This is a genomic window from Pseudarthrobacter sp. NPDC055928 (assembly GCF_042270935.1).
Classification (GTDB): domain Bacteria; phylum Actinomycetota; class Actinomycetes; order Actinomycetales; family Micrococcaceae; genus Arthrobacter.
Window position 1 is genome coordinate 35,958 of sequence record NZ_JBHJZH010000010.1, and the last position, 17,730, is coordinate 53,687.

The 17,730-nt window shown below is 59.9% G+C and carries 20 protein-coding genes; 5 read left to right on the plus strand and 15 right to left on the minus strand.

What is annotated here, in order from left to right; genetic code table 11:
• Positions 1–56: 56 nt before the first annotated feature.
• The 6 genes from ACFC25_RS13430 to ACFC25_RS13455 form a co-directional block, all read right to left on the minus strand.
• Positions 57–1,553 (minus strand): SCO6880 family protein, encoded by a 1,497-nt coding sequence (locus ACFC25_RS13430; protein WP_376045876.1) that lies wholly within the window; start codon positions 1,551–1,553, stop codon positions 57–59.
• Positions 1,546–2,919 (minus strand): type IV secretion system protein, encoded by a 1,374-nt coding sequence (locus ACFC25_RS13435; RefSeq protein ID WP_376045879.1) that lies wholly within the window; start codon positions 2,917–2,919, stop codon positions 1,546–1,548. Before ACFC25_RS13435 ends, ACFC25_RS13430 begins: the two co-directional genes overlap by 8 nt.
• Before the next feature lie 3 nt (positions 2,920–2,922).
• Positions 2,923–3,210 (minus strand): hypothetical protein, encoded by a 288-nt coding sequence (locus tag ACFC25_RS13440; RefSeq protein WP_376045882.1) that lies wholly within the window; start codon positions 3,208–3,210, stop codon positions 2,923–2,925.
• A gap of 460 nt (positions 3,211–3,670) precedes the next feature.
• On the minus strand, positions 3,671–3,835 hold the full coding sequence (locus ACFC25_RS13445) for a DUF2326 domain-containing protein (RefSeq protein WP_376045885.1): 165 nt from the start codon (positions 3,833–3,835) through the stop codon (positions 3,671–3,673).
• 243 nt (positions 3,836–4,078) lie between these two features.
• Positions 4,079–4,681, minus strand: a complete 603-nt coding sequence (locus tag ACFC25_RS13450) for a hypothetical protein (RefSeq protein ID WP_376045887.1) — start codon at positions 4,679–4,681, stop codon at positions 4,079–4,081.
• Positions 4,678–5,277, minus strand: a complete 600-nt coding sequence (locus ACFC25_RS13455; protein WP_376045889.1) for an HIRAN domain-containing protein — start codon at positions 5,275–5,277, stop codon at positions 4,678–4,680. Before ACFC25_RS13455 ends, ACFC25_RS13450 begins: the two co-directional genes overlap by 4 nt.
• Positions 5,278–5,362: 85 nt before the next feature.
• Between ACFC25_RS13455 and ACFC25_RS13460 the strand changes: the two genes are divergently transcribed.
• On the plus strand, positions 5,363–6,496 hold the full coding sequence (locus ACFC25_RS13460; protein WP_376045892.1) for a hypothetical protein: 1,134 nt from the start codon (positions 5,363–5,365) through the stop codon (positions 6,494–6,496).
• Positions 6,497–6,772: 276 nt separating this feature from the next.
• On the opposite strand, the gene ACFC25_RS13465 is transcribed toward ACFC25_RS13460, so the two are convergent.
• Together ACFC25_RS13465 and ACFC25_RS13470 are read right to left on the minus strand one after the other, a co-directional pair.
• Complete coding sequence (locus tag ACFC25_RS13465; RefSeq protein ID WP_376045895.1) at positions 6,773–7,894, minus strand: C40 family peptidase; 1,122 nt, start codon at positions 7,892–7,894, stop codon at positions 6,773–6,775.
• A gap of 748 nt (positions 7,895–8,642) precedes the next feature.
• Positions 8,643–9,542, minus strand: coding sequence for a hypothetical protein (locus ACFC25_RS13470; RefSeq protein WP_376045898.1), 900 nt, complete (start codon positions 9,540–9,542; stop codon positions 8,643–8,645).
• Between the two features lie 185 nt (positions 9,543–9,727).
• On the opposite strand from ACFC25_RS13470, the gene ACFC25_RS13475 reads away from it, so the two are divergent.
• Positions 9,728–10,051, plus strand: coding sequence for an ArsR/SmtB family transcription factor (locus ACFC25_RS13475; RefSeq protein ID WP_376045900.1), 324 nt, complete (start codon positions 9,728–9,730; stop codon positions 10,049–10,051).
• Positions 10,052–10,082: 31 nt separating this feature from the next.
• Here the strand turns inward: ACFC25_RS13475 and ACFC25_RS13480 are convergent, their stop codons facing one another.
• Positions 10,083–10,592 carry a hypothetical protein gene (locus ACFC25_RS13480; protein ID WP_376045903.1) on the minus strand — a complete coding sequence of 170 codons (510 nt, stop codon included), beginning with the start codon at positions 10,590–10,592 and terminating at the stop codon, positions 10,083–10,085.
• Between the two features lie 209 nt (positions 10,593–10,801).
• On the opposite strand from ACFC25_RS13480, the gene ACFC25_RS13485 reads away from it, so the two are divergent.
• Positions 10,802–11,125, plus strand: a complete 324-nt coding sequence (locus tag ACFC25_RS13485) for a helix-turn-helix domain-containing protein (RefSeq protein WP_376046128.1) — start codon at positions 10,802–10,804, stop codon at positions 11,123–11,125.
• Here the strand turns inward: ACFC25_RS13485 and ACFC25_RS13490 are convergent.
• From ACFC25_RS13490 to ACFC25_RS13505, 4 genes are all read right to left on the minus strand, one after another.
• Positions 11,017–11,901, minus strand: coding sequence for an alpha/beta hydrolase family protein (locus ACFC25_RS13490; protein ID WP_376045906.1), 885 nt, complete (start codon positions 11,899–11,901; stop codon positions 11,017–11,019). The two genes, ACFC25_RS13485 and ACFC25_RS13490, sit on opposite strands and share 109 nt — an antisense overlap.
• Positions 11,902–12,178: 277 nt before the next feature.
• Positions 12,179–12,448, minus strand: coding sequence for a hypothetical protein (locus tag ACFC25_RS13495; protein ID WP_376045908.1), 270 nt, complete (start codon positions 12,446–12,448; stop codon positions 12,179–12,181).
• A 163-nt stretch (positions 12,449–12,611) separates the two neighbouring features.
• Positions 12,612–13,649 carry a hypothetical protein gene (locus ACFC25_RS13500; protein ID WP_376045911.1) on the minus strand — a complete coding sequence of 346 codons (1,038 nt, stop codon included), beginning with the start codon at positions 13,647–13,649 and terminating at the stop codon, positions 12,612–12,614.
• Positions 13,646–14,134 carry a hypothetical protein gene (locus ACFC25_RS13505; RefSeq protein ID WP_376045912.1) on the minus strand — a complete coding sequence of 163 codons (489 nt, stop codon included), beginning with the start codon at positions 14,132–14,134 and terminating at the stop codon, positions 13,646–13,648. Before ACFC25_RS13505 ends, ACFC25_RS13500 begins: the two co-directional genes overlap by 4 nt.
• A 765-nt stretch (positions 14,135–14,899) precedes the next feature.
• Here ACFC25_RS13505 and ACFC25_RS13510 point away from each other — a divergent pair.
• Complete coding sequence (locus ACFC25_RS13510; protein WP_376045914.1) at positions 14,900–15,154, plus strand: hypothetical protein; 255 nt, start codon at positions 14,900–14,902, stop codon at positions 15,152–15,154.
• Between the two features lie 6 nt (positions 15,155–15,160).
• Here ACFC25_RS13510 and ACFC25_RS13515 read toward each other — a convergent pair whose 3' ends face one another.
• Entirely contained in the window at positions 15,161–15,646 is a 486-nt protein-coding gene (locus ACFC25_RS13515; protein WP_376045918.1) for a hypothetical protein, read from the minus strand.
• A 438-nt stretch (positions 15,647–16,084) separates the two neighbouring features.
• Positions 16,085–16,405, minus strand: coding sequence for an Lsr2 family protein (locus ACFC25_RS13520; protein ID WP_376045920.1), 321 nt, complete (start codon positions 16,403–16,405; stop codon positions 16,085–16,087).
• Between the two features lie 251 nt (positions 16,406–16,656).
• Here ACFC25_RS13520 and ACFC25_RS13525 point away from each other — a divergent pair, with 251 nt between their 5' ends.
• Entirely contained in the window at positions 16,657–17,361 is a 705-nt protein-coding gene (locus tag ACFC25_RS13525; protein ID WP_376045923.1) for a hypothetical protein, read from the plus strand.
• Positions 17,362–17,730 lie beyond the last annotated feature (369 nt).

A 17,730-nucleotide genomic window follows, 5' to 3' on the forward strand; every position in this document is an offset into this window, starting at 1 on the left:
CCGTTCCGTTCGGTTCTTTCCCGACGGTAGGTACTCGACGCTTTTCAATGCCTGTTTCAACGCAGTCCCCTTCCAAGCGGCAGGCCGCCGGCGACAAACGCGGCCCATTGCTGTCCGTAGAGAAGCCGGAGCTCAACGAATGCTCCTGCGGCAGCGGACTCAAGTTCCTGGCGATGCCGTGCCAAGTCCTCCAACGAGGTCGCCGTGACGGTGATGTAGGCAGCCGGGCGGACGTCACCATGGCCGGCGACGATCTCTTCCTCCCTCTGGATCACTTCTTCTTCCTCAGCCTTTTGCTCGCGGGTGAGCGGCCTATCGAAACGGGCGTTGATGCGGCGGCGAGTTTCATGGGCCTCCTGAGCGGAGCGGATATCACGGAGGGCTTCAGCGGTAGGCACTGCCCGTATGACTTCCGTGAACGTGTGGCGGAATTCGCCCACATAGATCAGCGGATGCAGGAAGCCCGGAAACACTTTCTGGCGCGGCCACTCAGCAACCCAGAAGGTCTGGTGGAACCCGGTGTCTGTCCGCAGGTAGGTCCAGTGTTCCTCGACTGCCATGGGGCCATGGCGGTGGAGGGAATCCATCTCCTCACTTGTCGGCTCGTCCGACGGCGGAGCTGCCGCCACCGGCGCTTTGGCGGCCGGCGAAGCAGCGGGATCGAATGCACCACGAATGATCCCTAGCAGTCCGGGTTCACGAACCCACTCCTCTACCTTCACACTGTGGGTAGCGAGCGACGTTTTCATCGCCTCGACTTCCAGCCGCAGGACGCGTTCCAGGCCAACTAGTCCTCCACCCGACTCCCTGATCCGCCGTCGAGCCTTGCTGGTGTCGAGGACAACCGCCACGAGGAGTTCATGGCTCATGGTTGATCCGGCTGCACCGAGCAAGTCCTCATACGCGCGTTGTCCCCACGCAGCCTTCTCGCCAGCCTGTGCCGGCATGGCGTTGTCCTTGTAAAACTCCCAGAGCGCCGACGACGGATAGGGCACCGTGTAATCCTGGACGGCAATCCTGGCCATGCCTGGCCGCTGGGCCATCCCGGCTTGCACACGCGACCAGGCCTGGACCGCCCAGGCTTTGTCATCTGCATCCAGCAGTGCAAAGGATCGCGTGCTGCAGCGCAACACCGCGATTGCCTCCCTGCCGTAGCGGTCGACCATGAAGCACTCACCGCTGGCCGTTGTTCGGATCTTCAGGTTGCCGAGGCCGCCCGGGAGAGCGAGCCGACCAACAAGTTGCGGAGCCTGGGGCTTCGCAAGGAAACGCGTTTGTCCGGCCGCTGCCCGGTAGAAGAAGACGGCTAACTGTTTCGCCCATACCGGATAAGGGATACGGGAATACTGAAGGAGCCCGAGCAGCATGAGCCCAAGCCATACGGGGCCGGAGGAGAAAAGGCCCACCGGCCCTCTACTTGCAGAAGCCACGACGGCGACCGCCCCTCCCCCTGCAACGATCACCAACTGGTACCACTTGAGCCCGAGGAAGAATCCGCGGCGCTCGTTCCTCGGGAATTTCACGGCCTCAAGGGCACGCCCATCTTCAAACATGTGGGGTGCCTCCGTTCGGAGGGTTGATTCTTGGTTGATGGGGCTTCGGAGGCTGCACCCTCGAAGGGGCCGGTAGGCTTGCGTTGGGATGCGCTCGCGGTTCGGCATCGCCGAGTGGGGCCTGCCGCATAGGTCCTGGGGCAGTGCCACTTGCTCTGTGAGGTTCTGTGCGCACTAAGTCCTGCTGCGACCCCGGTGGGTTCACGCTGTTCGGGGCACCGATCGATTGCCCGGTTCTCAGGGCCAACTGGCCTCCGTTAGCCTTGGGCGAGGGCACCCTGGAGAGGACAGCGGGTGTCAACGCTTGTGTCGGGAAGATGCTACGGCTTGAGCTGATTGGTCGGGTCATTGCGGAGCGACTTACCAGGCTAGCGAGTGTAAGGCGACCACCTGTCTGCCGACTGATCTGGCGAGCCGCCATGCTGCTGCTCCGCGACAGGACGTGGCCACCACCGGCCGTTTGGGCCGCTGCCGCGAGTTCCCCGCCCGCGAAGCTAACCAAGCGAAGAGCCATGAGAGGTGCGCCGCAGGCAAGCGCCATACCCACCGTTCCGGCAGCCAAACCGGCAAAGGACTTGGACTCTGCAAAGAGCTTCACCGCAACGGCCAAGACGGTTGCGGCTAAGGGTTTCGCCAACACCAAAGCAATGACCACCTCGCACCAGCGGCGTGCCCAGGACTTTGTCTTGTCCCAGGGCAGCAGCATCAGGGCCACCGGCGCGACGGCCGCCAAGACGACGAGGGCAAAGGAGCGGAAGATCATCGAGCACATCAGGATGAAAGCAAGGATCCACACGACAATGACTGCCATCACTGTCACGACGACGGCACCGGCTGGGCCCCCTGTCGTCCCAGGTGCCAGCGAGACCAAGTTCCATTCACGACCACTTCCTTCTGGTGCCCGTTCAAATCCGAAAAGCCTCATGAACACGAGGTATGGGTCAGAACCAATCGATTGGAGCAGCGCGGCTGAGGCTAGGTCACTCGCCCGTGTCAGTTGCCGGACGAGATACACGGCGGCCCCGACGAGTGGAATGGCGGCAGCCCCACCGACCATCGCGCGGCCGATCCGTCTTGGCTGCTGGCTGATCAGGCCCGAGAGGACCTGGAGGATCATCACGACGACGAGAGGCGTCATCATGACGACCACCCACCAGCTCGTCAGCCCTCGGATGGAGAGCCAGTGGGAGTCGTCGATGTCCGACACTGTGAACGCGCCGGTGATGAAGGCCCAAAGCCAGGACGCCATGTTCTGGAGGATGTTGGCGAAGAGAGACGTGACTGTGCCTATGGCGTTGTCGTTAGCTTGTGACACCAAACCGCAGCCGGGCGGCCACCATCCATTGAGGTCGCACTCAACAGGCATGAGCTAAAACCCAAGAGGAAAGGCGGTCTGCGACCAGAGGATGTAGCCGTTGATGCCGCCGAGAATGGCTGCCACCGGGCCGGTCCAAAGGAGGATCACGCCGCCGCCCGAGGCAAGGCGTGACGACTGGCTAAGTTTGCCGGCCAGGTGCATCGCGGCGCCGATTATGGCCACGATGGCAATGATGATGAAGGCGCCGACGAGGATCCCGCCGCCAATCTGTTTAAGCGATTCCAGGAAAGGAAAGCTCGCGTTCGGGGTGATCCCCGGGTCCACCGCTGCGAAAAACATTGGTGCTCCGTCCGTTGTGTTCCATGGAGTGAGCAGGTGAGCTCACGGGTTCATGGAAGTGGCGGGACGGAGCGACATGACTTCTTGGCATGACTATTGGCAGAGCCTTGGTCACGACAGCGGGACGGATTAGTAACACAACGTCTCACAACCCGTCGTTTTTAAGACGCCGCCGATGGGCACTCTGGGTTTCGGTTTCGCGGGTAGGGCATGAGCGACACACTTAGAGAACACGGGGAAGCCTGCACCCTATTTAGAGAGCGAGCGCAAGGGTAGGACGCCAACAGTTGGTCCTAGGTTTCGAGGTTAGCTGAGCATCCCGCTTGCAAGCCTCACCACGAAGGTATCTTGAATAGCCTGCCGGCAGTTCCCTCGTCGTGGAGCGTAAGAACGACCTCGTCCGGATTCAGGAGTGGAACTCCAGCAGTCGATGACGGCGGCAAGTCAGAGTCGATCGCGGTCATGATGATCTGAATACCGAGGGCGGCATGCTCACGATAGACCTCCACAAGCTTCTCTTTTTTCTCGAATCAAGAGATTCAAATGCGCCGTCATGGTAGACGAATCTGGGGAACCCGGACCCAAGGTGCGCTGACAGAACGGCCAGATCAAATGCCATACACATCAGCGTTTGTAAGTGTTGCCACGACCCTGTGATGTGGCGGTGTCCTGTTCATTGAGTATCTCGGCGCTAAAGTCCACATGACCTTCCCCGTTCAGCCGTCTTGATGCGTCAAAAGCGGTTCCCCCAGCCGTCTAGACACAATCCCGGCGCCGGAGAGCGAGACCACCGGCGCACACAAAAGCCCCTCCGGCGAGCCAACCCCCAATGGCTCAGCGGAGGGGCTTTTCTTGCATTTAACGCCGCTCAGGCAGGAAACATCATGAATTTGAGAGCTTCGTCGTCGCCCGGTTCGATCGTCCGCAGCGCGCCAAACTCTTTGCGCTGCCACCGCTGACCGGTCCCGTCCGTAAACTGAACCTCCCGCTGGTACTCAAAGTCCTGCGGGTCGCGGTAAACGTCCGTGCGCCACTCGCGGGTGCCGCCCGGCTCAATCATCGGCCAGGTGTGGCACATTTCAGTGGCAGCTTTATCTGCCCCAGGCGCCTCCGGTCGCAACCGTTGGACGATGGAAACCATAGAAATCGGTTCGTCCCCGTTGTTATGAACACTCCAGTCGACCAGTTGCCGTGGTACGCCAGCGCCCGGTTGCAAACTCAACGTCGTCCTTTTTGCAACAAGCGAGACCTTCGCGGCGAGACTTCTCTTCCTTGCTTCAGTCTCCGCGACTTGCTGCTGTCGGAATAGCTCACGATCAGCCACTGCTTCCTTGCGCTCTGTCTCCAGTCGCTTGCTATCTCGCCGCGCCAAGCTGAGCGCCAGCACAACGGCGGAAACAGTCCCGATAGCCGCCAGCCAGTCCGGAACAGTGCCCCAGTCCGGTGCCGTAAACAAATCCCCAAGACTCATTTGGTTACCTTCTTAGCAAAGGCCCTGAGCTTTGGCAGGGCCGGGAGGTCGACCCACATACGGATCGAGTTCGGCGCTGGCGCCGTGCCGCCGACCCGGTAGGCGCCGAAGCCAAGCTCATCGAGGATGGGAGCCAGGGCGGCCGCCTTCGCTTCCGTCAGGTGACCCACTTTGCGCCCTTTGCCGTACACGGCGACGGCGTTGGCGTCCCACTTGTTCTTCGGCTCGCGGACCAACAAGTAATCGTTGCCGCCGTGCTTGTACCGTCCCGAGTCGGTCACCCAGTACGCCGAGCCGACAATCCGGAAGCGGCTGGACGCTAGCTCGCGGAGGTCCAGCACCGAGAGCCCCGCCTCGTCGAGCATGACCTTCTTTACGCCTGGCGTTTTTGGCTCAGCCACCGGCTCCGCTATTGCTGGCCTGCTATCTTCCAGCGCCGCCTTCGCCGGGGTTGGAACAAGCAACGTCTCAGGTATTACGACCTCCCGTGAAGGCTCCGGCGCCACGACGGCAGGCTCGACTGCCCGTTTCTCCGGCGCCTCGGCTTCGTGATCCGCACCCTTCAGCCAGCCGGTCAGCTTCTTCATGATCCCCATGAGGGAAGAGTAGCAGCGGGTCAGGAGCCCCTCGCGCTTCCCCCTGTCCGGCAATATGTCTCTTCCAACGATTAGGCTTACTTCCGTGAGTGATCCTGTTTACAGCCTGTCGTGGCCGCGCACCCTGTTCGTCTGGGAAGCGCACCGCATTCTTCAAAGCGCTTCGGAGACTGAACTCCTCCCCTGGACTCAACATCTGCTCAGGGAAACCTTCGAAGATGAAGGCGTGGCCGAGGAGTTTGCGGCAAAAATGGCCAGCCAACGGGACGCCGCAACATGGGGAGTGCCCGCCCCGACTGTCAATCCCGTGCGACCGTGGCTTCAGGCCCTCCTCACCGATGAAGCCAGACTGGCGCCCTACCAGCCACCGGTCTACTTCGCCGAGCGCCACTCCGGCGGGCACATCGACCTTGAACCGGACAGCCGCTACACCTTCGTGGAAGACTTCATAGACCTCGTGAATACGATGTCTTCGAAGGGCTACTTTCCAAAAATCCTGCCGAAAATATGCGAGGACGACAACTGGACTGAGTCGATGGACGTTACACGGGAAATCCGTCGAGCAACAAAGCAGGCCGTCGACTGGCCTCTTTCGCCAATGGATGCAAAGCATCTACCGGACGTGACTGTCTACTCGCTTGTCGAGTACTTCAACGATCAGGCCCAGCGCCCGAGGAAGTCTGAATGGCACAACTGGAACAATTGCGGTTTCGACTACTCAGACTTCAACCGTGAGTCGGGAGGCGCAGTCTACCGCTGGCGTGTAAACACCCTACTCAGTCAGCACAAGGCGCCGCTAATGCTTGGCTCCGTAGGCAAGGAGCGGGGGCGACTCGTCCACTCCTTCAGCCGGGAGCAGGACGCGCTCCTGACCCAAGAAGTCGAGAACCGAGCCGAAAACCGTGCTGACGAGGTTGCACATGCCATCCGCATGTTCCGCGCCCGAAACGCCAACAATATCGACAAGCGAGCCGCCTTGGCCCTTCTCTACAAGCGACTGGAGCCGCAGAGGAAATATCTGGAGAGCAAGACAACCAAAGGAGATGTCGATGACATCTTCAACATCGCCAACAGGTATCACATTCGCCATAGCGTCGGTAAGCAATTCAGCGAGGAGCGCGAGGAGTACCTCGAATGGATGTTTTGGAACTTCTTCTCGATGGTGAGGCTTTTGGACGCGTTGGAGGCGAAGCAGAATACGGTTGAGAAAACCGCCTGATGTGTCAACTATTGGACACCGGCTGGCCGATGTCGGCCGCAACCTCCACCGTCTAAGCGGCGCATCGCACAGTCGAAAACGACCGCTGCCGCCAGCGAGGGTTGAACCTCCCGGAAGCCCGGGCTGCACCGAGGCTGCCATGAAAGTTTTTCTGCTATGAAATCGAGCTGGCTTGCGTTGCCCGTCGGTACGTGTTCGGTTCAAGCGGTCAATAGCAAGTCTCAGCGATAGGCGGGACGCCGCAGGTGAGCGACGTATCGATGGCACTAGAATTCGTCAACGCTCCAACAGGTCAAAATAGGCCGCGCCGGGATTCCAGTTAACAGGATGCAACAGTGTGCCCACCGCCGGGTTGAGAGCACTCCACATCATGCCGTTGCCCGCGTAGATGCCGACGTGGCCCCAGTTGTCACGTCCCTGCGGATTTTGAACAACGAGATCTCCCGGTTGAGGATCCTCGGTTCGGGCACCGACCCGCCACTGTTCTACTCTGGGCAGCTCGATTCCGGCTTGCCTATAGATCCACTGCACATAGCCGGAACAGTCCCAGGCTTTGAACGCAGTGCCGCCCCACACATATCTTCCGCCCAAACCTTCCTGCGTGAACCTCAGGATGTCCTGGCGCAGCTGGCTCAAGTTACGGGAAGATGCTCCTGGCTGCGGTGCGGGCGAGGAATCTGCACAGGAGGCAGGAGCAATGCCACCCTCAAGCGCAGCCACGATTGCAGTGGCCGCCGGCTCCCAGCGCGCATACAGTTCAGGAAAAGCAGAGACTTGGACTGCTTGGGCAGCCAGTCCCTTGTCCATCGCCTGCCAAGCGGGAATGTCCAGCAGTCCTCGAGGACTTCCGCGATTTGGTCCAGACGGCCCGCCGAAGAAGGCACGCGCGTTGTAAGAGGCGTCCATCAGCTGCTCAACCGTCCCCCAGCCTGCCGCCGGACGCTGTTGCGCTGAACCGATCGAGTCGTGGTCCCGTCCAACCCCGTCATTGGGGAAATGCAGGGAAGCCGGCACGCTGGGGTTCGCGAGCATACGCAGGCTTGACTCCTGCAGCGCCATCATGATGGCAATGATGTGCCCGGAGCGCGGTATTCCAAGCTGCTTGCCGACCGCGATGTATGTCCGCGCAACGCTCTCCTGACGAGGCGTCAGCTCGTAAAGCAAGCGCCCGGCATTCCGAACTTCCAAGCCAGCACCAGCCACGCCAGGCGGAGTGCCCACCTCGGATCCCGCAGGCGTACAGGCAACTGCAGGTTGGCGCGCCATACCGCTTAGCGCCGCCACGCCTCCGGCAAATGCCATGGCGCCAACAAGCAGAGCAAGGAAAGCGGCGGCCGATACGGCCTTCACCAACGCCCGGCGCCGCATGAGGCCTGCGACCGCCACCAGTGCAGCCACTAGTAGACGATTCTCTCTGCGGTCGCGTAGAAGGCAACCATGGCGCAGCGACCAGCTGGAGCGGTGATGGCAGGAGGACAGTTAATCATCACAGTGACGGGTGCCGCATAGGCACTTCTGCCGTTACTAGACTCGTCCACAACTTGCACCGTCACCGTGCATACGTGAAGGCCCTCCCACGGGGCCGGATACTCCTGAACTTTGGCCAACTCGAAATCGCAGAGCAGGGACTCAGCGGTGCCGCTTCGGCGAGCGGACTGGTCTGCCAGGGTGGCGAACGTCCCGCCTGTCACGCCCGTCCCCTCAAACTCTCGAACCAGCACAGATAAGGGATTGGATCCATCAGGCAGCAACTCCCACCAGGACCGCACCTTGGCATATACATCCGAGTACGACGACGAACGGCTGTCCCAGCTATAGATTCCCTTGGCTGCCGCTACAGCGAGCTCGCGGTAATCCCGGGTGCGTGGCAAACCATCCGGCGTTACCTCCGCCGTAACGTCTGCCTCATCAGGAACAGCGGACGCACTGCCTGGCGCCGTGGAAGTGGCTGATGGCTTCGCAATTGAAGGCGCCGTTGGGAACGTGGTCGGCGGGACCGGTGCTCTGGAGCCACCGGAAAACCAAAGTAGGAAGACTGCACTAACAATGAGCAGGGCAACCAGCCCGGCTGCCAACCACTCCCGGCGGCCAACTCCAACTCTACGGAACCAGTTCACAGCCGACTCCGGTGAACGACAACCACGACCTAAAGAGCCGGTCGATGCACTTCGTGCTGAAGCACGCGCCAAGCTGCCTGATACAACTGCCGGGCAAATCCGATATTCACCGCGATGTACCTCTCGGTGACGCCGAGCTCACAGGCCAGAGCAGCCATCTGAACGGACCTGTCCAGTCCTCGCAGTCCTGGACGGACAATAGTCTCCGCGACGCTTCGGAGGACGTTTGTGGGAAGGCAGTTTGCAGCGCAGCGGCAGAGATCGTCGACGTCTACTCCGGGTTCGGGGTGGCAGTTCAATGCCGTGTTGATCGTTTTGGCCGTCTGCCGAACGACCGTTACGGCATGCCACCGACGCCGATCCTTGGGAGACGGAGGTCCGTGATGCCTCGGCCCCGTAAGGCTGGATACGGCAAGCCTCCAAGTTTCCTCACTGACGCTGCGCTGGACCAGGCCCAGCATGGCGTGTGCCCAGGCCTGATCAACATAGTTCTCGACGTCGTTTCCTGCCGCACCGGCATGGACGACAGCAAGAAGCTCCGCTGAGCTTTCCGTCGTCGTGAAGTCAACAAGCAAGGGCAACGTTTGATGGCTAAGCTCGCGCCGGATATGGGCAGCGCAGATCTTGTTGCAGACACCCTGGACCCAGGCTTCAAAGGGGATGCCGGGGAGCTCGCGATAGCGTCCCCGCGCAACCCCGTCCCATACCGCAACTCGGATGTCCTGCATGACATCGTCCACATCGCAGGATCGCCCGATCCGCGCGAGCCGAGAAGTGACGTAACGGTGCACCCCATCAACCGCGACCATGATCCGGTCGATCTGGATGACGGGTTCTCCCGGCGGAGGTGCGCTTCGCAATGAGACATCAACGTCAGCGACCGCCTCTGGTCCCTTTGTAGATTGATACGCCTTGGCTTCAATTTCCATGGCTTCACCGCTTTGACTGTTCAGATCGAGTAGTTCGCAGAGTCGCACAAACGGCAACCCAGTTAGTGGATACGGAGATCCAACAACGATCAGAAGAAGCTACAGGAATTATTGTCGAAGATAATTAAAGTATCGTCAAGAGTGCGGTTCTTACTTTTTGCGCTACCTTCGTGAAGAATGACCTTATGCCGAGAATTACGCAGCCTCACGACGCCGCCTGGTCGGCCGACGTCGAGGCTGCCGTCGCAACTTTCGGCAACCGGGCGCGAAACGAGATTCTTCGGTTCCTCAGTTCTAGTGGACCGGCGACGCGCGGGGACATCGTCGCCGCTGTCAGCGCTGGCGATCCCAGCGTGGCCAAGCATCTGACCGCACTCGAAGAGGCAGGTGTAGTGATGGTCGACGTCGAGCCTGGGCGTAGACACGGACGGTCACCGCGATATTCGGCGAACCCTGTCCGGATCAAGGAACTGCTCGACGCTCACCTTAAGTACTTGCTGGAAAAGTAGCCGCAGTGGGTTGGAGAGATGAGCCCGACGTTTAGTCTGCGCGCTCGGGCGCCTCATCGGGGTCCAGCTGCGGACCGGCCTCGGCCCTCTCCCCTTCTGGCCGGCGACTGATGTCCTTGTTCAGGTACTCTGTGATCGCCCGGAGTGTCTCGGGCGACACGTCACCAAGAGTCCGAGCAGCGAAAGTCTTCACCCTCGCAGCGCGGAGAGATTTCACAAACTCAAGCTGGGAATCAATGCGCTCGGGCAGATCTGAGGCGTCGCTGCCCATCAGATAATCCGGATCCACATTGAAGATGTCGCACAAGGCGCCTAGCAGCGCCGGGTCGCTCACCAGCCTGCCTGTGCCGTCTTTCATGTAGAACCAGCGGGCCCTGGAAAGCTTGATGCCCTTTTCCGCCAGCTTTTGCTGGACTTCGCGGAACGTGACGGGTTGTCCTCGCTCTGCAACGACGACGTCGAGCAGCAGGTTTAGGCGGCGTGCAAGTTCGGCCTGGGGAGACAGTTCCGCGCCTTTGAGATCTTCTTCGTCTCCAGACACGATTCACCTCCCAGACCAGACGTGGCTATTGTCAGCGAGCCACTAATTGCTGCCCAGTATTGCCTTGGCCAACTCCACATGCAATATGCGAGCCTTCATCCTTCCATCCGTATGTGGATGAGCGTATCGTTTTGCTGTAGACCCGTCTACAGTGGGCCGCAAAGAGATTCCCTCGTCACCTGATTGTGGTCTCCATGGCGAACATCTTGATGAACCGGACGCGAAGCCGCCTCATTCGCTATTTGATCGCCCATGGCCCGGCGGACTGCGATGAGGTCGCTGCAGCCCTCGCCCTGTCTGCTTCCACTGTCCGCAAACACCTCAGTCTTCTATGCGAGGCAGGCCTAGTCATCCTCGGTTCGGGAACGTATAAAGCGCGGACGGATATGGTCGAAAGGGAGCTTGCGGATTTCGCGGCCACGTTTCAGTCCGCAGGCAGCGACTTCAGGAACCGCGTAACGGACGACTCCCACTTCTCGGCATCGGCGTTCCACTCGAGTGAATGCCCCGGAACAACGAAGCGAACCAACTGAACGAGGTCGGGTCGTAGCTCCGCGAATCGTTCAGAGGCTGCGACCGGTGTTGATTTGTCGTTGATCCCGTGCAATATGAGGGTCGGCGTCTTGAGGTCCCCGGCGCGGGTAACCCAGTCCAGCGCGGAGAGGTCAATGGATTGATTGAGGCCGGTGACCCAGCGGCCTGCATCCGAGCCCAACATTCTCAGCCCAGCCCTGGCGATAGCTTTAGGCAATCCACTGGCACTCCCGTTAGAGGTCAGAGTCTCGGCCCAATCCAGGACGGGAGCCACGAGCACCAGGCCGATCACCCGATCAGAGTGGGCTGAGAGATTTGCTGCACGCAGAGCCATCGATCCGCCCAGGGACCATCCAAACAATACGATCCGCTCGGCGCCGTGGTCCACGGCGTAACTAATGGCTGCTTCGACATCCAACCACTCATTCTGGCCCAATGAGTACCGGGAATCGTTCGACGGCGGCGCTTCGCCGTCGTTCCGGAATGACACGACCAGCGATGTGCAGCCGAGCCTGCTGGCAACAGGAACACCGCGAAGGACGCCAGCGCGTTTCCCTCCCATTCCGTGTGCGTGAACGGCCCAGGTCGAAGACGCCGGACCGCCGGCCGTGGGCGCGAATTTCCATGCAGGTGCCACGCCGTCGTCGACTTGGATATCCACGTCCTCAAAAGGCAGGCCCAGTTGCTCTGGTTTGGAGTACGCGTACCCGCTCCAGATGCCGGCCGTAGCAGCGTGTAGGTCGCCGGAGTCGACTCGCTCCACGAGCCGAGTCACCGTTCCCCCGCTGGCGTCCTCGGCTATTACAGCCCCTATGCAGGCGTGGCCCTTCCCCTTGCCGAACCACAAGCTGTATCGGCCTGGCGCTCTCGTTAATCGGGTCGCTGGCAGTTCAATCCTCAGGGATCCATCTTCGCCGGAGAAGACTTGCCTGATGGGAAGATCCTCCCGACGTGAAGTGCTCGGCACCACCACCCTGCGCGCAAAGTAGGCAGCGCCAAGGAACGTTATTGAAGATGCACATGCAGCGGCAAGGGCTAGTGAGCCCAGCAATTTAGGAGCCTTCATCTTCGCTCCTGACATGCTCGTCAATGACCTCCCTGAGCCGCGCCAGCGTCTCAGGAGACAACTCCTGCAATTGCCTAGCTGCGAAATTTTTCACGCGAGCCTCCCGCATCGACTTAAGGAGGTTGAGCTGAGCTTCCACTAGTTCGGGGATCTCCGCGGAGTCATCCAGAAGGTATCGGCGATCCACGCCGAAGAATGCCGCGAGGTTTTGCAGCAGATCCTGGTCCATAGCCAGGGAGCTATCACCGCTTCGCATATATGCCCACCTTGACCGCGACAACGGCGTGCCGTGTTGAGACATTGCCTCGCTGACTTCCCTGTAGGACAAGGGCCCTGTTCCTCGGGACTCGTACAAATCCAGCAAGAGATTGATCTTGCGAGCGAGCCTGGCCTGCGGCGACTCCGAGGGTTCTACGGCATCATTTGCCACTTGGGCTCTTCCCCCTCCCCCATCGCGCCATGCCAACTCGACCACCCTGCGTGTCCCTATGGGAAGCTAGATAATTCTCTGTTCGAGTCAATGTTTGGAAATCAGCTTCATCCAGCAACTTAGCAGCAGCGGGATCCATCAGGAGTGCATCCTCGATCTCAACGAGCATCCGATGAAGCCTCCGCGTCTCTGGGTCTCCCCGCTCGATGACTCCAGCGGGCGTCGCCAGGCGTCCATCCTTGCGGGTAGCTGTCGCTTTTTCCCAAGTGGACGTGAGGTCTTCGAGTAAGCCAGCTTGAGTCCTCTGTTGCGTTCGTTGAACGATCTGGCGCGCTACTGGTGGCAGGGCCAGTCCAGCACACAGGAACAACATCGCCCCGACAAAACTGGCGTCGTAGATCGCCGCCAACTGCTGCATGGTAGAGAGGTCTCCGAGAAGATGGGCTAGGTCCATTCCCAACACTGAGAACACTACGACGACAGCCAGGAAGCAGCCAATGCCGATGAGGTTGAAGGCGACCCGAAAGTAGGAAGCGGCCATCCGCCGTCGGAATCGAAAGCACACGTATCCGGTGACGCCTACTACCACCCCGACATAGACAAACTGGATGGCGGAATAGAGTGCGGCAGCCGGCTGGTCCCCGTAATCCAACATGAATTTCGTTGAGGATACTGGTGCTTCGATGCGGAGGAATGCAAGGACCAGCCCCACGGAGACTAGACCCAAAATTAGGATGCCGCGACGGTCTCTGTGCACAGGTGCGTCGGTGAGCTCTGCGGCCCGGAGGATCGCCTGGGAAAGGAAGTAGATTCCCACGACCATCAAGATGTTCGCGAGAAGATCCAGGATGTTACGGCCGCCGAGGGCTCGATCACCGGCGACATATATTGGATCGACATTCAAGGTGAGCGCGGCTGCAATCGCAACGGCGGCAACGAGGATGCTGTGGTCTTTCCTCGTGCGCGCGCCGGGCAGCAAGCACAGAACGAGGCCCCAGATGACCGCAGCCGTGACTGCCTGGATCACCCGAAGACCTGCTCAAAGGATTTAGGCTCCAGGGTGCTGTCGCGGATAGCGGCGGCCAGAAGATCTGCGAGAGTCTCAGCTGCGGCCTCCAGGTCGTCGACGAAGCTGCTCCGTGCCAAAGCTCGTGACACCATCTCTCCGTCAAGATTCGGGAAGAGGCTTGCTGCATAGTCGGAGGAAATTCCCAACTCATCGTGGCGCAGGATCATATGCCCAAGTTCATGAAGGATGAACTGCTGCCTGTGGAGTGCTGAGTCAGTGACGGCGTGCAGAATGATTTCCCGGGTATCCGTACACAGCCAGAGACCGCAGACAGAAGTGCCGTTGAGGATCGTCGTGGCTTCGATCTCGATTCGACGCCGTCGTCGTGCAGCCACAATTGCGACGAGCCTCTCGAGCGTCAGGTGGCTCGGTAGATGCAGCGCTACGAATGCCTCGGCCGCAACCTGAGCTGGCCCCTGTTCTTGCGATTTTTGCTGGTCCATACCGCCCCCTCCTTGCAGCGGACAGCAAGTGTGACTGCTGTTTATAGAGCCACCGGTGGCGCCAGGGCCCAGCTTCAATTGAACGCCCCCGCTCTGGACATGTCCAGAGCGTGGGCACCAACTTGGACCACCGCGGCCGACGACTTCAATAGAGGCGTACAGATCTTCGCGACGGCATCAGGGATACGTATAGAAAAGCGTCTACCCAACGAACAGAGTGGTGCCCTACTTGCTGCAGGTCCATCTACTGAACGGCGCGTTAGTGGCGCCGGCGACAGTTTTTCGCGTAAACATGATGCCTGTGAAACCTACGAAACATACACAAGAAGTTTCTGCAGCAGAGGAAGTCCCGGCAGGCATTGGTCACCGCTTGATGTTTTCCGACCCCAACTCCATGGAGGCGAGTGCTTCAAGCGACCGTGGGCTCTCGGGGACCTCCCTGGTTCCGGCTTTCTCGCACCAGTAACAAGAAGATGAAACGACCGAGGCAGCTGGAATAAGCGGTTCCAAGCCATTCTGCAAACATGCCAAGGAACCCACGGTCGTTTTCTCCGCCCAAGTTGTGGACGAACGGCAATCGACCGCGCACAACTCTCGCTACCAAACCGACGTGGGGAGCAGACTTGAGTGTAGGCAGGGCATGAGCTTGCTTAGTGACGCAACTCCACGACTCAGCCAGCTGACCAAGGTTTGAGTACCTGATCCCATGGCACCGGCCGGGCTGCAACATCCCCGAATCTGTCACAGGCATATTGCACGTCCGGCGTGTACGCCGACCCGGCGGCCAAGGAGGACCCTCGTGAGGTCCTGCACCGCGCGAAGCGCCCCGCCGTGTCCGCGGTAGAGATCCCGGCGGCCGGCGCCGCCCTTATGCGCGATGACGACGAGGACGGAGTCCTGCTGGGCCGCTGGTACCTGCGCGGTGCCAGCCGTGAGGCATTGGCGGCCGCCGTCGGCCGGCACTGGGAGACGGCGCGAACACGGCTCGTCCGCCGCGGTCTGATGACCGGGCGTAGCTGACTGCGCCTATAGGGTCGCCGTTATCTGCCGATTCACGGTGTCAAAGAAGCGGCGCCCCCACCCCATGTCATTGGCCACCTGCAGCTGGATTGGACTCTGGCGTGTTACCTCGAAGGTAGCCAAATATCCCCCCGTGCCCCAGGGCTGTGTCTCGACGGACACGTGAGCAATCGGGAACTCGTACAGCCTGGGGTTCCCGACAAGCTGCCCATTCTTATGCTCACTGCCGATCGCCGCAATAATCCGCTTCGAGGTAGTTGCGATAATTCCGAAGGAAACGCGGGCAGTCGGGTAGCAGCTTGAGGCGATAGCGAGGACCGTTTCGTCATTAGGGATATTCTCCCCAAAGTAGTCTTCGAGGTAGGCCAGTTCATCCCGGCCATAATTCAGGTACTTCATCTCATCGCTAGGAGCCCCCGAGATAGCGTCGGCGAAATCCTGCCTTTCTACCTCCGGCGGGAGTTGCTCTTTCTTCTTCCCAAACAGGCCCATTGCGTCTCCTCAATAATCATCTTGTAGGCTCCGCCCAGCCCGAACATGGTGGGGAAAGGCTATTTCCGGAGGACACCCTTGCATAGGGGGACAGCCACCCCAAAATTCCCCCGCGTTATGGCGGCCGACGCAGGTAGCTCGCCACCTTGCGCTGGGGCAGTCGCCGGGGTATAAGAAGACCCCGGTTGGACGAGGTGTCCAGCCGGGGCTTTTCGGGCGAGGTGTTGAGACGTCCTCGCGGACGAGCAGCTCGATCAGGCAGATCTCGGCCAGGCTCTCCAGGTAGGTGGTCTCCGTGTACGGGTCCAGCCATAGCACGTTCCCAGCGGGTTGCCCGGCACGTCTTCTCTCATGCCGTCAGGCTACTCAGTCGTCGCTGATGGACTCCAGCAGCCATTGTTACGGGAGAGGCTCCAGGAGTAGCTCAAATAGGGGGCCCTAGCTCAGGGAAGCCAGATATTGCTGCATGACGTCCTCTCTGATGCGGCCGCGGGGATTCAGTTCGATACCGTTTGCACCCGCCCAAGCCCGGACTGCCTTGGTGTCTGCCGCCGGCGCGAGGCGGCGAACTGAGCCCTTGCGGGCATTCTCCTTGCGGGCTGCTTCCAGGAAGCGATTTGGTTCGCCCCGGAGCGCTTCTGCGTTCTGCTCTATGAGGTCAATCTCGTATTCGGTGCCGTCCAGTGCAAAACGGACAGTTTCGGTCGCCTCGGATCCATCGAGGTCATCAATCAGTTCAATCACAGTGCGTTTAGCCATCCGAAGATCCTAACCAAGCAGCACACTCGCGAGGCGCAGCAACACTGACATCAGGGACATCTGGTCAGACCATTCTTAGCCTGGAACCAGCGGACGAGGTTCCTGAACGGCTCATGGGTTGGATTGAAGCCGCAAAGCGCGGCCAAAACATGGCGAGCAGCACCTTCGTTGGCGGAGGGGTGCTGTCCTGACGGAACTCTGAGTAGGAAAGCGGAGCAACAGGGCGAAGAGTCATATTTCTCCGGCTACCCATGTACATCCAAATGGGCCATATTCTAAAGACATTGTTTGCCCGACCTTATGGGGGATTAGTGAATTTCAAACTCGGTACTATGCTCCTGATGGCTTCGGGGCTTTTGCTCGCCGCTTGCGGCGCACCCGCCTCCTCCGAAGCCGGCAGTACAACAACAAATTCTCAAACGGCAAGTACTGCGGGCCCTTCCCCGAGTTCCACCCCATCCCCGACCTCGACGGGTCCAGCTAGAAATGCCAGGGGCAATCTTCCTAAGAAAATTGGTGAAGTAGCCGCGGCCGGTGGCAGCACAATCGACTCCTCCACCCTCAGGTTCAAAGTCACATCCATTGAACCAATCACTTGTGACGCCCCGTACGCACAGCAGCCTGTCGGCATTGCCCTAGCTGTTGCGCTGGACGTGGAAACGACCGCTGACTTCAAAGGCGCTGTCAGCGTCAACGGCGTCCCGGAGATGACAAGCTTTTCCGCGTACCACTGGAAGGGTTATACGCCGACAGGCACCAGGATGAACCAGGTAGACACAATCGCCAGCCAAAACTGCGTGGCAGACACTACTCGATTGCTTCCAAGCAGTTTAGGCAAAGGCGAGAAGGCCTCAGGCATCGTGATCCTTGAAGTCACTACGCCAACCGGCACCATTGCCTACGACGGGGCAGGAATGGTTTCTAGTGGTTGGGAGTGGGAATACCCAGCAAGGTAAATGCCGGAACTGCTAAGACGTAACCTGTCGCGAGGCAGCCTAACTGCAAGTTTTTTTGGGGATGATGCCAAGGATCGCATGGTTTTTTGGCGAGCAAAGAGGGATTTCGCAGCGATACATCTTTGGGGCTTAGACTCCTGATCCTTCTCCAATCGGATAGTCCGCGTCATGATTGAACATCTTGCCCCCATCGTTTTGACGTCGCGCAATATGGTACGAGCGCCTCCCCCGGGCGACAGTCTGCGACCCGAGTACGCGGGCACTTTATTAGGCCCCGCCGGACACCCGCATTGAGACTTTTTCCAGCTCCCGGGTTTCTCTCAAAATCACGATCCGTATGGCGAGGGGCAGGAGTACAACCACAATGTG

Bases quoted from the DNA above. Each gene is read 5' to 3' on its own strand.
- ACFC25_RS13430 (WP_376045876.1), bottom strand. From the start codon at position 1,553: ATGTTTGAAGATGGGCGTGCCCTTGAGGCCGTGAAATTCCCGAGGAAC.
- ACFC25_RS13435 (WP_376045879.1), bottom strand. From the start codon at position 2,919: ATGCCTGTTGAGTGCGACCTCAATGGATGGTGGCCGCCCGGCTGCGGT.
- ACFC25_RS13440 (WP_376045882.1), bottom strand. From the start codon at position 3,210: ATGTTTTTCGCAGCGGTGGACCCGGGGATCACCCCGAACGCGAGCTTT.
- ACFC25_RS13445 (WP_376045885.1), bottom strand. From the start codon at position 3,835: ATGTGTATGGCATTTGATCTGGCCGTTCTGTCAGCGCACCTTGGGTCC.
- ACFC25_RS13450 (WP_376045887.1), bottom strand. From the start codon at position 4,681: ATGAGTCTTGGGGATTTGTTTACGGCACCGGACTGGGGCACTGTTCCG.
- ACFC25_RS13455 (WP_376045889.1), bottom strand. From the start codon at position 5,277: ATGGGGATCATGAAGAAGCTGACCGGCTGGCTGAAGGGTGCGGATCAC.
- ACFC25_RS13470 (WP_376045898.1), bottom strand. From the start codon at position 9,542: ATGGAAATTGAAGCCAAGGCGTATCAATCTACAAAGGGACCAGAGGCG.
- ACFC25_RS13475 (WP_376045900.1), top strand. From the start codon at position 9,728: ATGCCGAGAATTACGCAGCCTCACGACGCCGCCTGGTCGGCCGACGTC.
- ACFC25_RS13485 (WP_376046128.1), top strand. From the start codon at position 10,802: ATGAACCGGACGCGAAGCCGCCTCATTCGCTATTTGATCGCCCATGGC.
- ACFC25_RS13495 (WP_376045908.1), bottom strand. From the start codon at position 12,448: ATGCGAAGCGGTGATAGCTCCCTGGCTATGGACCAGGATCTGCTGCAA.
- ACFC25_RS13505 (WP_376045912.1), bottom strand. From the start codon at position 14,134: ATGGACCAGCAAAAATCGCAAGAACAGGGGCCAGCTCAGGTTGCGGCC.
- ACFC25_RS13515 (WP_376045918.1), bottom strand. From the start codon at position 15,646: ATGGGCCTGTTTGGGAAGAAGAAAGAGCAACTCCCGCCGGAGGTAGAA.
- ACFC25_RS13520 (WP_376045920.1), bottom strand. From the start codon at position 16,405: ATGGCTAAACGCACTGTGATTGAACTGATTGATGACCTCGATGGATCC.
- ACFC25_RS13525 (WP_376045923.1), top strand. From the start codon at position 16,657: ATGTACATCCAAATGGGCCATATTCTAAAGACATTGTTTGCCCGACCT.